This is a genomic window from Streptomyces sp. H39-C1, from assembly GCF_027158125.1.
Lineage (GTDB): Bacteria > Actinomycetota > Actinomycetes > Streptomycetales > Streptomycetaceae > Actinacidiphila > Actinacidiphila fildesensis.
The window spans coordinates 61079-76519 of record NZ_JAPVLS010000035.1 but is presented as its reverse complement, the minus strand read 5'-3'; the positions used below and the strand labels follow the sequence as shown (position 1 = coordinate 76519).

Here is a 15441-nt window from a genome sequence, read left to right as displayed (position 1 = left end):
GCGGGGGAGTCTCTCCCCCGCGGGCCGGCCGCCACTCCGGCTAAGAAAGACACCCCTCCATGAGTAAGCAGTCCGGGTCGCTGCGCCGCTACATCCTCACCAGGATCGCGCTCGCAATCCCCATGGTTCTCATCCTGCTGGTCCTGGTCTTCGTCCTGATGCGGGTGGCCCCCGGTGACCCCATCTCGGCCTCCCAGGGCGGCAAGCTCAACGCGGCGGAACTCGCGGCGAGACGGCATGCCGCGGGCTTCGACGCCCCGATGTACCAGCAGTTCTGGGACTACCTGAAGTCCGTCGTCACCCTGAACTTCGGCACCACGTTCTCCGACCACCGCCAGGTGCGGGACATCATCATCGAGAACGGCGGCGCCACCCTCACCCTGACCTTCGGCGCCCTGGTCTTCGCGAGCGTCATCGGTATCCCGGTGGGCCTGCTCGCGGGCCGGCTGCGGGACAGCACGATCGACGTGGCGGGCCGGCTCTTCGGCATCCTCAGCTACGCCGTGCCGGTCATCGTCGCAGCGCCCATGCTGATGCTCGCCTTCGGCGCCACGTCCGGCCAGGCCTCCCCACTGGTGCAGCTGAACGTGCCGACGCAGACCCACATCCTCATCGTGGACGCCATGATCGTGGGCGACTGGGACGCGGTCGGCGACATCGCCAACCACCTGGTCCTGCCCTCGATCGCGCTGGGCCTGCTGATCGTCGGTGTCTTCATCCGCATGATCCGCATCAACCTCATCCAGTCGCTCCAGGGCGACTACATCGAGGCGGCCCGCGCCCGCGGCGTGAAGGAGACCGCCGTCGTCGGACGGCACGCCTTCCGCAACGCGATGGTCCCGGTGATCACCGTCCTCGGCCTCCAGGTCGCGATGCTGCTCAGCGGTGCGGTGCTCACCGAGCGAATCTTCACCTGGCCCGGTATCGGTCGCCAGCTCATCGACTACATCAACCAGCGCGACTACGTCGCCGTCCAGGGCATCGTCACCGTCTTCGCCCTCGTCGTCGTCGTGATCAGCATGCTGATCGACTTCATCAACGCGCTGATCGACCCGAGGGTGCGGTACTGATGGCCCAGACGACACTCCCCGCTCCGCTCGACCCGGAGATAACCCCCAGGGCTCCGGGTCCCGGAAAGTCCGTCCGCTTCGGCGGTCTGCGGCGCATCGTGATCGCGGTCCGGCAGGCCCACGGCGTGCCCAAGTTCATGCTGTGGACCGGCGCGATCCTCTCGCTGCTCTTCGTGCTGACCGCGATCTTCGCTCCGCTGATCGCCCCGTACGACTTCGACACGTACCAGTCCGGTGGCAAGACCTTCCCGAAGCAGGGCGCGCCGGACGGCGACCACTGGTTCGGCACCACCGTGCAGAGCCTGGACGTGGTCTCCAGGACCGTCTACGGCGCCCGCACCGCGCTGGAGGTGATGGTCCTCGCCGTCGTCTTCTCGCTCATCCTGGGGGTCCTCCTGGGCCTCCTGGCGGGTTACTTCGGCGGCTGGCTCGACCGCATCCTGGTGCTGGTGATGGACGCGCTCTTCGCGTTCCCCTACCTGCTGCTCGCCATCGTGGCCGGCTTCGTCTTCGCCAGCATCACCGGCGGGGGCGTGGTGACCGCCGCGCTGTCGATCACCGTGGTCTACATCCCGCAGTACTTCCGGGTGGTCCGCGCCTCGGCGCTCTCCGCCCGTGAGGCCACCTTCGTGGAGGCGGCCCGCGCGATGGGCGCCAAGCCCTCCGTGGTGATCCGCAAGTACCTGTTCGGCAACGTCATCCAGTCGGTGCCCGTCATCGGCACGATGAACGCCGCCGACGCCATCGGCACGCTGGCCGGCCTGGGCTTCCTGGGCCTCGGCATCCAGCCCACCGACGCCGCCGAGTGGGGCTACGACCTCGACCGCGCGATCAGCGACGTCAACGCCGGAATGTGGTGGACCTGCCTCTACCCGAGCATCGCCATGGTGATCGCCATCCTCGGCTTCACGCTGCTCGGCGAGGGCCTCAACGACGTCCTCAACCCGACCATGCGCCGCCGCCGCATCACCAAGGTGGCGCTGCCCGCGCTCAGCCGCCGCCGAGTCGTCACCGCGGAGACCGCGAAGACCGCGGCGACCGCGGAATCCGCAGCAATCGCAGCTACCGCAGCAACCGCAGAAGAAGGGGAGGCCGCGAAATGACCGAACCTGTCCTTTCCGTACGCGACCTGCGCGTCTGGTACGGCACCGAACGCGGACCGGTCCGCGCCGTCGACGGCGTCAGCTTCGACGTACGCCCCGGCGAGACGCTCGGCCTGGTCGGCGAGTCCGGCTGTGGCAAGTCCACCCTCGGCCGCGGTGTGCTGGGCCTGGCGCCCACCGTCGCCTCCGTCGACGGTGAAGTGATCCTGAACAGCAAGGGGGGCAAGGGCCGCAACCTGGTGGGCCTGCCCGCCAAGGAGCTGCAGAAGCTCCGCGGCCCGGACCTCGGGCTGATCTTCCAGGAGCCGATGACCCGGCTGAACCCGCTGATGCGGATCTCCCAGCACTTCGAGGAGGCCCTGCACACGCACCACAAGGACCTCTCGAAGAACGAGCTGCGCGAGCGCGCCATCGAGGCGCTGCGCGGTATGGGCATCCCGGCCAGCCGGTACGAGAGCTACCCCCACGAGTTCTCGGGCGGTATGCGCCAGCGCATCATGATCGCGCTCGCCCTCGTGCTGCGCCCGGCGTTCATCGTCGCGGACGAGCCCACGACGGCGCTCGATGTCCTCGTCGAGGCACAGATCATCAAGATCCTTGCCGATCTGCGCAAGAACTTCGACACATCCCTTGTGCTGATCACCCACAATCTCGGTATCGTCGCCGAAGCGTGTGACCGGGTCGCGGTGATGTACGCGGGCCATATCGTCGAACAGGGCGATGCCCGCGAAGTGTTCGCGAACCCGCAGCACCCGTACACCAAGGAGCTGCTCCGCTCCACGATCTCGCTCTCCACCACCGGACTGCACTTCATCCCGGGTAGCCCCCCGGACCTGGTGCACCCCCCGGAGGGCTGCCGGTTCAGCCCGCGCTGCCCGGTGGCGATGCAGGGATGCGCGAAGGTGGAGCCGCCCGAGGTGGTACTGCCGTCCGGCGTGCACAGCGTCTGCTGGCAGCAGGCGATCGAGGTCGACCCCTCGATGGCCGACGAGTTGGGAACGGGTGGGCGCGAGCCGCTCGCCGCCGTGAAGGAGATCAGCGTTGCTGACGAAGCCTGATACAGAAGCGAGCGGTGTCGTAGCTCTCGACGACCGCGAGACCCTCGTCGAGATGCATGACCTCGAGGTCCACTTCGGCATGCGGGGCAACGTCTTCGGCCGGCTCGCCGGCAAGGCGGCGGGCGCGGTCAAGGCCGTCGACGGGGTGAACCTGAAGCTGCGCAAGGGCGAGGTGCTCGGCCTGGTCGGCGAGTCCGGCTCGGGCAAGACCACCCTCGGCCGGACCCTGCTGGGCATGAACCGGGCCACCGGCGGCACCATCCGCTACCGGGGCGAGGACATCACCGAGTTCGGCGAGCGCAAGATGCGGCCGCTGCGCCGCAAGCTGCAGATGGTCTTCCAGGACCCGCACGCCTCGCTCAACCCGGCGATGGACATCCGCACCGCCGTCGGCCACCCGCTGCGCATCCACAACCTGGTGAGCAGCGACGCGGAGTACGACGCCAAGGTCACCGACGCCCTGGAGCGGGTCGGCCTGACCCCTCCCGAGCGGTACCTGACGAAGTTCCCCGGCGACCTGTCCGGCGGCCAGAAGCAGCGGGCCGTGCTGGCCCGCGCGATCATCGCCGAGCCGGAGCTCCTCGTCGCCGACGAGCCGATCTCCATGCTCGACATGAGCGTCCGCGCCAAGATCCTGCAGCTGATGCTGGACCTCAAGCGGGACCTGGACCTGACGTACGTCTATGTGACGCACGATCTGGCCAGCGCGAAGTTCTTCTGCGACACCATCGCGATCATGTACCTCGGCCGGATCGTCGAGTACGGGCCCACCGCTGAGGTCTTCGCCGACCCCAAGCACCCGTACACCAAGGCGCTGCTGGCGGCGATCCCCGAGCCCGACCCGACGCTCGCCGTCGAGCGCGAGCTGCTGCGCGGTGAGATTCCGGACGCGGCCAAGCCGCCGCTCGGTTGTTCCTTCCACCCCCGCTGCCCCGTCGCCCTGGCCGGCTGCGGCTGGGAGGCCCGCGACCTGCGTGGCCTGCTGGACCGCCGGTGGCTGGAACTGCCGCCGGCGGAGGCGGGCAAGGAAAGGGCGCTCTTCGGCGATCTTGACGCGCTCTCCGAATCCGGGGTCACTTCCGCCGCAGTCACCCCCGGCAGGGGGCACAGCGCGGAAGATGTGCTGGAATACCTCCGCCGACTCCGTGAGGAGGCCTCGGCGGCCGAGCCGCGCGAGCCCTTCTGGCGGGGCGTGATCACCATGCACGCAGAAGGCGGCCGGGCCGTGGTGGAGTTCTCGCCATCACAGGACCCGCGGCTCAACCTGCTGCCGGAAACGGACGTCCAAGTGGCCTGCCACCTGTACCCCGGCTCCGGCGGATAACCGCATCATCACCTACACGGTGGCGGGCGGCGCAGGCGTCGCGTCGCCCGCCCGGGAACGGCCAAGGATCGACTGAGCACGGAAAGACCAAAGGGAGAACGACGAGGATGAACCGTAAGCTACTGGTGCCGGCGATGCTTCTCGGCGTCGTCGCACCCGCCCTCGCCGGTTGCGGCGGATCGGGCAGTGGCGGTGACAGCAGCGGTAAACCCATCGTCGTCGGGACCACGGACAGCATCAAGCTGACCAAGGAGAACCCGTCACCCTTGGATCCGGCGACGTCGTACGACAGCGCCACGTGGAACGTCTTCTACAACACCTTCCAGATGCTGCTGCGCTACCCGCGCAGCGGTACCAACCCGGAACCCGACGCCGCGGAGAAGTGCGGCTTCACCGACCTGGTCGGGCAGGTGTACCAGTGCACGCTCCGCAAGGGGCTCAGTTTCTCCAACGGTCACGCGCTGACGGCCGAGGACGTCAAGTTCTCGGTCGACCGCATGTTGAAGATCAACAGTGACAACGGTCCCGCGTCGCTGATCTCCGGCGTCGCCACCGTGCAGGCGCCCGACGAGAAGACGGTGGTCTTCCGCCTCAAGGCGCCGGACTCCACCTTCCCGCTCAAGCTGGCCACGCCCGCCGCCGCGATCCTGGACAGCCAGGTCTACCCCGCGGACAAGCCGTACGACGGCTTCAAGATCGTCGGCTCCGGCCCTTACACGCTGGACGACTTCAAGCAGGACGACAAGGCCGTCTTCTCCAGGAACGCGAACTACCAGGGCACGCTGAAGCTGAACAACAGCAAGGTGGAGCTGCGGATGTTCACGTCCGCGGACACGATGGAGGCCGAGCTCAAGAAGGGCACGGTCGACGTCGCCACCCGCACCATGCGGCCCGACCAGATCAACCGGCTGCTCAAGGCCGGCGACGGCGAGAACGTCAAGCTCACCGAAGCGGCCGGCACCGAGGCCCGCTACCTGTTCTTCGACACCACGGACCCGGCGGTGCGGCCCAAGGCCGTCCGCCAGGCCGTCGCCCAGATCCTGGACCGCCAGGCGCTGACCCGTGATGTCTTCCAGCGGACCGCCGATCCGCTGTACTCGCCCGTCCCGGTGGGCATCACCGGGCACGCCAACTCCTTCTTCAAGACCTACGGCGACCCGAGCGTGACCAAGGCCAAGGCGCTGCTGCACCAGGCCGGGATCGACGACAAGGTCGCGTTCGACTACTGGTACCGCAAGGACCTCGCCGGCTCCAGCAACAAGGAGGAGGCCGAGGCGATCAAGGCTCAGCTCGACGCGAGCGGCCTGTTCGACGTCACGCTCAAGAGCGAGGAGTGGAACGTCTTCCTCACCGAGGTGAAGAAGCACAAGTACGCCGCCTACGCTCTGAGCTGGCTGCCCGACTTCCCGGACCCGGACAACTACATCGCGCCGTTCTTCGACAAGGGCAACTTCCTGAAGCTGCCCTACCAGAGCGACATCATCCAGCGCCAGGTGATCCCGCAGACCCGACAGCAGTCCCAGCGCAGCGCCACCATCAGTGATTTCGAGACCGCTCAGAAGATCATCGCCCAGGACGTGCCGATGCTGCCGCTGTGGCAGGGCAAGCAGTACATCGCTGCCCGCAGTGACATCACCGGTGTGGAATGGGCGCTCAACTCCTCCACCACCACCCAGTTCTGGGAGCTCGGGCGGGGCGTGACGAGTTGATCAGCACATACAAGGGAGAACGTCGAGGATGAATCGCAAGCTGCTCGCGCTGCCGATAGTCGTGGGTCTGATGACGCCCGTACTCGCCGGTTGTGGATCCGGCAGTGGCAGCGGGGACGACGGCAAGGCGATCGTCTTCGGCACCACCGACGAGTTCCACATCACGCCGCAGGCGCCGGCCCCGCTCGACCCCGTCACGGGCTACGACATCCAGTCCTGGAACGTCTTCTACAACACGTTCCAGACGCTGCTGCGCTACCCCCGCAGCGGTACCGACCCGGAGCCCGAGGCCGCCAAGGAGTGCCACTTCACCGACGGACTCGGCGAGCAGTACCGCTGCACCCTGCGGGACGGCCTCGAGTTCTCCAACGGGCACGCGCTCACGTCCAAGGACGTGAAGTTCTCCATCGACCGCATGCTCGCGATCAAGGACGAGAACGGCCCGTACAGCCTTCTGACCAACGTGGACAAGGTCGAGACGCCGGACGACGCCACGGTCGTCTTCCATCTCAAGGACCCCGACGCCACCTTCCCGTACAAGCTGGCCACGCCCGCCGCGGCGATCGTGGACAGCGAGGTGTACGACGCGAAGAAGCAGCACCCCGGCTTCGACATCATGGGTTCCGGCCCGTACCAGCTGGACTCCTTCAAGGAGGGCGACTCGGCCGTCTTCACGAAGAACCCGCACTACAAGGGCACGATCAAGCTGAACAACAGCAAGATCGAGCTCAAGTTCTTCAAGAACTCCACGGACATGGAGAAGGCGCTCAAGGCCGGTGACATCGACGTCATGAACCGGACGATGACGCCCGACCAGCTGAACAGCCTCAACATCAGCACCGACAGCAACGTCAAGCTGACCGAGACGGCCGGCACCGAGATCCGCTACCTGGTCTTCAACACGGCCGACCCGGTCGTGAAGCAGAAGGCGGTCCGCGAGGCCTTCGCCCAGATCGTGGACCGGCAGGCCATCACGCGCGACGTCTACAAGCGCACCACCGAGCCGTTGTACTCGATGGTCCCGGCCGGCATCACCGCCCACGCCACCTCGTTCTACAACTCCTACGGCGAGCCGAGCGTGCCGAAGGCCCGTAAGACGCTCAAGGACGCCAACATCACCACGCCGGTCGAGCTGACGCTCTCGTACACGACCGAGCACTACGGCGAGGCGACCAAGGCGGAGTTCGAGCTGCTCAAGAAGCAGCTGGACGCCAGCGGGCTGTTCAAGATCAAGCTGCAGCCGGTGGCCGACTGGCACACGTACACCGACGGCGGGCGCAAGCACCAGTACCAGGTGTACGGGATGGGCTGGTTCCCCGACTTCCCGGACCCGGACAACTACGTCGCGCCGTTCCTCGGCAAGGACAACTTCCTGGAGCTGGCGTACGCGAACCCGCTGATCCAGGGCCAGCTGATCAACTCCACCCGGCAGAAGACGCAGCGCAGCGCGACCTTCCCGGACTTCACCCAGATGCAGAACATCATCGCCACCGATGTGCCGATGCTGCCGCTGTGGCAGGGCAAGCAGTACCTCGCCGCCCGCAGCGACATCACGGGCACCGAATGGACCCTCAACGCGTCCTCCACGACCCAGTTCTGGGAGCTGGGACGAGGTGTGACGGGCTGACAACGGGCTGATCAGGACACTGGAACGGGCCCGGACGACACTGTCGTCCGGGCCCGTTCCAGTGTGCCGGGGCGACCGGGGTTGACCTTGTCCCTGGGGCAGACCACAGCATCGGGGCAGCCGGGCACACCGCCCGGCACGAGGAGGCGAGCACGGTGCTGCTGACGATCGGGGAGTTCGGACACGCGTCCGGCCTGTCGCCGAAGGCGCTGCGGCTGTACGACGAACTCGGACTGCTGCCGCCCGCCCGCGTCGACCCGCTGACCGGCTACCGGTTCTACGATCCGGCGCAGTTGGAACGGGCCGGGCTGGTGGCCTGGCTCCGCCGGCTCGGCATGCCGCTGGCCCGGATCCGGGTGGTGTGCGACCTGGCGCCGGCCGCGGCGGCGGAGGCCGTCGCCGCGTTCTGGGCACAGGTCGAGTCCGACACCGACGCCCGGCGGGACCTCGCGACCTTCCTCGTCGACCACCTGTCACGGAAGGACACCGTCATGGAACGCACCGGAGCAGCTCTGGCGATCCGCTATGCCGCGCTCACCGACACCGGTCTGATCCGCGAGAGCAACCAGGACGCGGCCTACGCCGACGCCCGGCTGCTCGCCGTCGCCGACGGATTCGGCGCCGGCGGGGCGCCCGCGAGCGCCGCCGCCATCGACGCGCTCAAGCGCCTCGACCTCGCCGACAGCACCCGCACCGGCACCACGAGCCCCGGCGTCCCCGCCGGCGGTCTCCTCAACGCCCTCGAGAACGCCGTGCAGGAGGCCAACGAGGCGGTGCGGGGCCTCGCCGGGCCCGACGGCGCGCTCCAGGGGCCGGGCACGACCCTGACGGCCATGCTGTGGACCGGATCGCAGCTCGCCCTCGTCCACATCGGCGACTCCCGCGCCTATCTGCTGCGCGGCGGCGAGCTCTTCCAGATCACCCACGACCACACCCTCGTGCAGTCGATGGTCGACGACGGCCGCATCAGCGCGGGAGAGGCGGCGTCGCACCCCCAGCGGATGCTGCTGCTGCGGGCCCTCGACGGCGGCGACGCGTCCACCGCCGATCTGCGCCTGCACGACGCCCTCCCCGGCGACCGCTATCTGCTGTGCTCCGACGGCCTGACCACCGTGGTGCCGGGCCCGGAGATCCAGCGGGTGCTCGCCTCGGTCACCGACCCCGAGCAGGCCGTCCGCGAGCTGATCGCGCTGGCCAACGCGGGCGGCGGGCCCGACAACGTCAGCTGCGCCGTCGCGGACGTCGTCGAAGCGGCCGCCGGGCCGGCCCGTTAGGCGCTGCGGGGCCGGGTACCGCAGGGCCGGTACACCCCGCCGGCGATGAGTTCTGCCCGGCCGGCAGGTCTGTCGTAGGAGAACCCACGACAGGAGGCCGACGTTGAGCGCAGCCGACGAGGCGCCGGAGCGGGCCGGACGGCAGCCGGAGCAGGGCCCGGACGGGGTCGTCTGGGTCCTGGCCGGCCCGCTCACCCGCGCCGGCATACCCGAGCTGTGCGCATGCCTGCGGGACCGGCTGCGCGGCGGGGAACCGGGCTGGGTCACCTGCGACGTGGCCGCGCTCACCGACCCGGACGCGGTCACCGTCGAAGCCCTGGCCCGGCTGCAGCTCACCGCCCGGCGGCTCGGCAGCCGGATAAGGCTGCGGAACGCCGGCGGGCGGCTGCGCGGGCTGCTGGCCCTGGCGGGGCTGCGGGACGTGCTTCCCCTGGAGCCGGGGTTACGGCTCCAGCCGGGGAGGCAGGCCGAACAGCGGAAACAGGTGCGCGGTGTCGAGGAACGAGTTGATCCCGGTGATCCGGTCCCCTGAGATCTCGATGACCTGCAGCGCCCACGGCTCGTGGCCGCCGTCGGAAGCGGGCCGGTACTGGCCGAACGCCGGTGAGCCGTTCGCCGTGACCGGCAGCAGCCGCGAGCCCGCGCAGCCTATGCCGGTGCCGAGCATCCAGCCGCGGATGTCCGCGGGGCCGCGGAACCACAGCTCGTACGGCGGCATCGACAGCGTCGCGTCCTCCCGCAGCAGAGAGGTGAGCGAGTCCAGGTCGTAGCGCTCGAAGGCGTCGACGTAGCGGGCCAGCAGGGCGCGCTGCGTCTCGTCCATCGGCCGGGCCGGGTCGCTGGCGGTGACATCACTGGCGGCCAGTGCCGAACGGGCCCGCTGCAGCGCGCTGTTGACCGACGCCACCGTCGTGTCGAGCAGTTCGGCGACCTCGCTCGCCTTCCACGCGAGCACCTCCCGCAGGATCAGCACCGCGCGCTGCCGGGGCGCCAGGTGCTGCAGCGCGGCGACGAACGCCAGCCGGACCGAATCGCGCTGGGCGGCCACCTCGGCCGGATCGCCGCCCGAGGGCAGCATCCGGCCGTCGGGCATCGGCTCGATCCACGTCGCCTCCGGCAGCGCCGGGGTCAACGGGGACGAGGACGAGACGGGGGACGCGAGATCCATCGGGCGGGCCCGGCGCTCGCGCGCCTTGAGCATGTCCAGACAGACGTTGGTGGCGATGCGGTACAGCCACGACCGCAGCGACGCCCGGCCCTCGAACCGGTCGAAGCCGCGCCACGCCCGCACCAGGGTCTCTTGGACGGCGTCCTCCGACTCGAACGCCGATCCCAGCATCCGGTAGCAGTAGCCCGTCAGCTCCACCCGGTGCCGCTCTAGCTGCAGCTCCGAAGCCACACCGTCCATTGCCGCGAGATCACTCATCGAGGGCCCCTTGTCGACCGTCGGCCGTCAGCTCCAGCCGTCCCGGTCATCCTAGGCGGGGGGTGTGACAGCGCGCCCGGGATCGCTCGGACCACGCCGGGTTCTGTCCTCAACCGGAAGATCCCGGGCCAGCAGGTCCATCATGAGACCGTCGTGCCACGTTCCGTCGGGGCCGCGCTCGTAGTCGCGCATGATGCCGACCGGCCGGAATCCCACCTTGGTGTAGCAGCGGATGGCAGCGGTGTTGTCGGCCGCCGGATCGATGATCAGCCGGTGGTGCCCGTGATCGGCGATCAGATGCCCGGCGAGGGTCCGCACGGCGTCGGTGCCCAGCCCGCGGCCGTGGCAGGCGGGGTCGAGGTAGATGTCGATGTTCGCGTGCCGGTAGTCGGGCTCCTCCTCGGCGCCCCACTGGATCGCGCCCACCACCCGGCCCTCGTGCTCGATGACGAAGACCTCGGTGTCCGGCTCGGCGAAGTCCTCGGCGACGGAGGCGGCCATCCGCTCCCGGTCACCGTGCCACCGTTCGTAGACCTCCGGGGTCGAGCGGATCGCGGCGAGCGCGGGAATGTCGGCGGCGGTGGCCGGACGCAGCGTGACCGACGCGCCGTGGAGAGTGGTCTGCATGCCGGGGACGTTACCGACCCGGCGGCGCGGCCACGACGCCCACCGCGGCCGCTCAGCCGGCTCCGGGGCGCACCAGCCCGCTTTCGTACGCGTACACCGCCGCCTGGACGCGGTCGCGCAGGCCCAGCTTGGTCAGCACATGCCCGACGTGGGTCTTCACGGTCGTCTCGCTGACGAACAGCTCCGCCGCGATCTCCGCGTTCGACAGCCCCCGCGCGACCAGCTTCAGCACCTCGACCTCGCGCTCGGTGAGGGTGTGCAGCGGCTGCGGCACGGACTCCTCGCCGGAGGGGAGCCGTCCCGCGTACTTGTCCAGCAGCCGGCGGGTGATGCTGGGCGCGAGCATGGCCTCGCCCGCCGCGACCACCCGGATCGCCTGCACCAGCTCGGCGGCCGGCGCGTCCTTGAGCAGGAAACCGCTGGCACCGGCGCGCAGCGCCTCGACCACGTACTCGTCCAGGTCGAAGGTGGTCAGCACAAGGACTTTCGCCGGTCCGTCCCGCCCGGGTCCGGTGATCTGGCGGGTCGCCTCGACCCCGTCCATCCGCGGCATCCGGATGTCCATCAGCACCACGTCGGGCTGCAGCGCCCGCACCTGGTCCAGAGCCTGCTGGCCGTCCCCGGCCTCACCGATCACGGCAAGGTCCGGCTCGGCCTCCAGAATCATGCGGAAGCCGGTACGCAGCAGCGGCTGGTCGTCCACCAGTAGGACGCGAATCGCCACAAGATCTCCCTCGTCGTTGCCGGACCCGCCCCATTCTTGCCTAGATCACGTCGTCACCGGACGGCGCGGGGCCCGGGAGCGGCAGCGGATAGGGCGGGGGAGTGCCCCCGAACTCCGGACAGACCGCCTGGTGGTCGCACCAGCCGCAGAGCTTGGTCCGCCGCGGCAGCCACTCGCCGGTCGCCGTGGCCTCGCGGATCGCGTCCCACAGCGCCAGCAGCTTGCGCTCCACGCTCAGCAGGTCCGCTTCCGACGGGTCGTACATGATCACGTCGCCGCTGCCCAGATAGACCAGCTGCAGCCGGCGCGGCACCACCCCGCGCAGCCGCCACAGCACCAGCGCGTAGAACTTCATCTGGAACAGCGCCTCGCCGGCGTACTCCGGGCGGGGCGCCTTGCCGGTCTTGTAGTCGACCACCCGCAGATCGCCGGACGGCGCCACATCGAGCCGGTCGACGTACCCGCGCAGCGTCAGCCCCGAGTCCAGCACCGTCTCCACGTACAGCTCCCGCTCGGCGGGCTCCAGCCGCGTCGGGTCCTCCAGCGTGAACCAGCGGTCGACGAGCTGCTCGGCGCTCTCCAGCCACCGGGTGAGGCCGGGTCCGTCCGCCACCTCGAAGAGCTGGGCCAGCTCGGGCCGGGCGGCCAGCAGCTTCTCCCACTCGCCCGGAACCATCGAACGGGCGCGGTCCGCCGTACGCTCGACAGCGGGGGAGTCGAAGAGCCGTTCGAGCACCGCGTGCACCACGGTGCCCCGGGTGGCCGCCTCGCTCGGCTTCTCCGGCAACTTGTCGATCACCCGCAACCGGTACAGCAGAGGACACCGCATGAAGTCCGACGCCCGTGACGGGGAGAGCGACGACGGTGGCCGGGGAGGGATGTCTGAGGTGCTGGTGCCCATGGCAGACGACCCTACGGCCTCCCGCCGACAGCCGGTGTCGGCCGCGGACCACCGGGCAATACCATCGATGGCAGAGCCCCTCGCATTGCAAGATCAATTCAGCCGGTGCGAGGGTTCACACATGAACGAGGGGAACCAGTGAGCGAGAGCGGGCAGCCGCCGTCCCAAGGCACGCAGGCCCAGCCGGGGAACGGTCAGAAGAAGAGCCCGCGCGAAGCCGGCGGCGGCATCCTCATGGGCCGCATCTTCGGCGTGCCCGTCTACGTCGCTCCCAGCTGGTTCCTGGTCGCGGCCCTCATCACCTGGGTCTTCGGCGGCCAGCTCGACAAGGTGCTGCCCGAACTCGGCAACATCCGCTACCTCGTCTCGCTCTTCTTCGCCGTCGCCTTCTACGCCTCGGTGCTCATCCACGAGCTCGCGCACACCGTCGCCGCCCTGCGCTTCGACCTTCCCGTGCGCCGTATCCAGCTGCAGTTCTTCGGCGGTGTCTCGGAGATCGAGAAGGAGTCCGAGACCCCCGGCCGGGAGTTCGTCCTCGCCTTCGTCGGCCCGCTGCTCTCCCTGGTGCTGGCCGGTGTCTTCTACGGCGGCATGCAGGTCGTCGAGCCCGGCACCGTCCCCGGGGTGCTGCTCGCCGGCCTCATGATCAGCAACCTGATCGTCGCGGTGTTCAACCTGCTGCCGGGCCTCCCGCTGGACGGCGGCCGGATGCTCCGGGCCGTCGTCTGGAAGATCACCGGCAAGCCGATGAGCGGCACGGTCGCCGCCGCCTGGACCGGCCGTGCGCTGGCCATCGCCGTCCTCGGACTGCCCCTGCTCACGTACGACAACACCGCCGACAGCAGCGGGTTCGACTCGCTCACCGACGCCCTGCTCGCCGCGATCCTGGCCGCCATCATCTGGACCGGCGCCGGGAACAGCCTGCGCATGGCCCGGCTGCGCGAACGCCTCCCCGACCTGCGGGCCCGCACCCTCACCCGGCGCGCCGTGCCCGTCAGCTCCGACACCCCGCTGTCCGAGGCACTGCGCCGCGCCAACGAGGCGGGCGCCCGTGCCCTGGTCGTCGTGGACGGCCAGGGGGACCCGACCGCGGTCGTCCGCGAGGCCGCCATCGTCGGCATCCCCGAGCACCGCCGCCCCTGGGTCGCGGTCAGCGGCCTGGCCCAGGACCTCAAGCCGGGCATGCGGGTCTCGACGGAACTGGCGGGCGAGGACCTGCTCGACACCCTGCGGGCGACGCCGTCGACGGAGTACCTGGTCGTCGAGCCGACGGGCGAGATCTACGGAGTGCTGTCCACGGCGGACGTGGAGAAGGCCTTCCTGGCCGCGATGGCCAGGCCCGCTTCTTAGGGGCTCGGATCGCCTCCGGGGCGCTACAGCCGCTCCATGGGTCCCCCCGGACGGGGTTCGGGGGAGGCCGACCGTGCTCGATCGCTCGTACCTCACGATCTCCGCGCGCTCTCCCGTTCGACAGCGACGCGCCCCTTCGGCTCACCCGCCCTGGCGAACCGAGCCCCAAAAAAGCCAGCTACGCTGTTCACATGTCCGAACCGACCGGTGCCGCCCGCCGTCGCGGCCCATTCCAAGTCGGGGACCAGGTCCAGCTCACCGACCCCAAGGGACGCCACTACACCTTCACGCTCGAAGCCGGAAAGCAGTTCCACACCCACAAGGGCGCTTTCCAGCACGACGAGTTGATCGGTGCTCCCGAAGGAAGTGTTGTCCGTACCACGGGGAACGTCGCCTACCTGGCGCTGCGTCCCCTGCTCCCCGACTATGTCCTGTCCATGCCACGCGGTGCCGCCGTGGTCTACCCCAAGGACGCGGGGCAGATCCTGGCGATGGCCGACATCTTCCCCGGCGCCCGGGTCGTCGAAGCGGGAGTCGGATCAGGCTCGCTCAGCAGCTTCCTGCTGCGCGCCGTCGGCGACCAGGGCATGCTGCACTCCTACGAGCGCCGCGCCGACTTCGCCGAGATCGCCACCCAGAACGTCCAGCGCTACTTCGGCGGGGAACACCCCGCCTGGCAGCTGACCGTCGGCGACCTCCAGGACCATCTGTCCGACACCGATGTCGACCGCGTCATTCTGGACATGCTCGCCCCTTGGGAATGCCTCGACGCCGTCTCGAAGGCGCTCGTCCCCGGCGGCATCCTGTGCTGCTACGTCGCCACCACCACGCAGATGGCCCGCACCGTCGAGTCCATCCGTGAGCACGGCACCTTCAACGAGCCCGCGGCCTGGGAGACCATGGTCCGCAACTGGCACGTCGAGGGTCTCGCGGTCCGTCCCGACCACCGCATGATCGGGCACACCGGCTTCCTGCTCACCGCCCGCCGGCTCGCCGACGGCGTGGAGCCGCCGATGCGCCGCCGCCGGCCCTCCAAGGGTTCGTACGGCGAGGACTACACCGGCCCCGGCAGCGAAAGCGGGGGCAAGCACGCGCCCGCCGCCTCGGCAGAGCCCGCTGAGGTGACTGCCGCCGAGACGCCCGCCGTCGAGGCGCCGGCCGCCCCCGAGGCGCCCGCCGAGTAGTACCGGGCCCACCGCCCCGCCGAGAGCCCGCCGAGAGCAACGGAAGGCGCCGGTGCCCGCACCC

Annotated in this window: 14 protein-coding genes; 10 read left to right on the top strand and 4 right to left on the bottom strand. The window is 69.6% G+C overall.

Going from position 1 to position 15441, the window contains the following annotated elements; genetic code table 11:
• Positions 1 to 59: 59 nt before the first annotated feature.
• The 8 genes from O3W51_RS23280 (at position 60) to O3W51_RS23245 (ending at position 9697) form a co-directional block, all read left to right on the top strand.
• Complete coding sequence (locus O3W51_RS23280; protein ID WP_138354799.1) at positions 60 to 1070, top strand: ABC transporter permease; 1011 nt, start codon at positions 60 to 62, stop codon at positions 1068 to 1070.
• Positions 1070 to 2173, top strand: a complete 1104-nt coding sequence (locus O3W51_RS23275; protein ID WP_232485979.1) for an ABC transporter permease — start codon at positions 1070 to 1072, stop codon at positions 2171 to 2173. Before O3W51_RS23280 ends, O3W51_RS23275 begins: the two co-directional genes overlap by 1 nt.
• Positions 2170 to 3231 carry an ABC transporter ATP-binding protein gene (locus O3W51_RS23270; protein WP_138354800.1) on the top strand — a complete coding sequence of 354 codons (1062 nt, stop codon included), beginning with the start codon at positions 2170 to 2172 and terminating at the stop codon, positions 3229 to 3231. The genes O3W51_RS23275 and O3W51_RS23270 overlap by 4 nt, the downstream gene beginning before the upstream one ends.
• Positions 3215 to 4555: an oligopeptide/dipeptide ABC transporter ATP-binding protein gene (locus O3W51_RS23265; RefSeq protein ID WP_269287280.1), complete on the top strand. Its 1341-nt coding sequence runs from the start codon at positions 3215 to 3217 to the stop codon at positions 4553 to 4555. The genes O3W51_RS23270 and O3W51_RS23265 overlap by 17 nt, the downstream gene beginning before the upstream one ends.
• Positions 4556 to 4662: 107 nt before the next feature.
• Entirely contained in the window at positions 4663 to 6264 is a 1602-nt protein-coding gene (locus O3W51_RS23260; RefSeq protein WP_138354801.1) for an ABC transporter substrate-binding protein, read from the top strand.
• A 28-nt stretch (positions 6265 to 6292) separates the two neighbouring features.
• Complete coding sequence (locus tag O3W51_RS23255; RefSeq protein ID WP_138354802.1) at positions 6293 to 7891, top strand: ABC transporter substrate-binding protein; 1599 nt, start codon at positions 6293 to 6295, stop codon at positions 7889 to 7891.
• 155 nt (positions 7892 to 8046) lie between these two features.
• The gene (locus O3W51_RS23250; protein WP_138354803.1) at positions 8047 to 9165 is read left to right on the top strand and encodes a MerR family transcriptional regulator; all 1119 of its coding nucleotides are present in this window, start codon (positions 8047 to 8049) and stop codon (positions 9163 to 9165) included.
• A gap of 103 nt (positions 9166 to 9268) precedes the next feature.
• A complete protein-coding gene (locus tag O3W51_RS23245) occupies positions 9269 to 9697 on the top strand; it encodes an STAS domain-containing protein (protein ID WP_187144814.1) in 429 nt (142 codons plus the stop codon).
• Here the strand turns inward: O3W51_RS23245 and O3W51_RS23240 are convergent.
• From O3W51_RS23240 to O3W51_RS23225, 4 genes are read right to left on the bottom strand one after another with little or no spacing between them, the layout of a single operon-like run.
• Positions 9608 to 10591 (bottom strand): sigma-70 family RNA polymerase sigma factor, encoded by a 984-nt coding sequence (locus O3W51_RS23240; protein ID WP_138354804.1) that lies wholly within the window; start codon positions 10589 to 10591, stop codon positions 9608 to 9610. The two genes, O3W51_RS23245 and O3W51_RS23240, sit on opposite strands and share 90 nt — an antisense overlap.
• 51 nt (positions 10592 to 10642) lie before the next feature.
• Positions 10643 to 11218: a GNAT family N-acetyltransferase gene (locus O3W51_RS23235; protein WP_198358930.1), complete on the bottom strand. Its 576-nt coding sequence runs from the start codon at positions 11216 to 11218 to the stop codon at positions 10643 to 10645.
• 52 nt (positions 11219 to 11270) lie between these two features.
• The gene (locus tag O3W51_RS23230) at positions 11271 to 11942 is read right to left on the bottom strand and encodes a response regulator (RefSeq protein WP_138354806.1); all 672 of its coding nucleotides are present in this window, start codon (positions 11940 to 11942) and stop codon (positions 11271 to 11273) included.
• Between the two features lie 40 nt (positions 11943 to 11982).
• The gene (locus O3W51_RS23225; RefSeq protein WP_138354807.1) at positions 11983 to 12843 is read right to left on the bottom strand and encodes a RecB family exonuclease; all 861 of its coding nucleotides are present in this window, start codon (positions 12841 to 12843) and stop codon (positions 11983 to 11985) included.
• A 138-nt stretch (positions 12844 to 12981) separates the two neighbouring features.
• Here O3W51_RS23225 and O3W51_RS23220 point away from each other — a divergent pair, with 138 nt between their 5' ends.
• Both O3W51_RS23220 and O3W51_RS23215 read left to right on the top strand, forming a co-directional pair.
• Positions 12982 to 14193: a site-2 protease family protein gene (locus O3W51_RS23220; protein ID WP_244809099.1), complete on the top strand. Its 1212-nt coding sequence runs from the start codon at positions 12982 to 12984 to the stop codon at positions 14191 to 14193.
• A gap of 191 nt (positions 14194 to 14384) precedes the next feature.
• Complete coding sequence (locus O3W51_RS23215; RefSeq protein ID WP_232485981.1) at positions 14385 to 15377, top strand: tRNA (adenine-N1)-methyltransferase; 993 nt, start codon at positions 14385 to 14387, stop codon at positions 15375 to 15377.
• Positions 15378 to 15441: the final 64 nt, after the last annotated feature.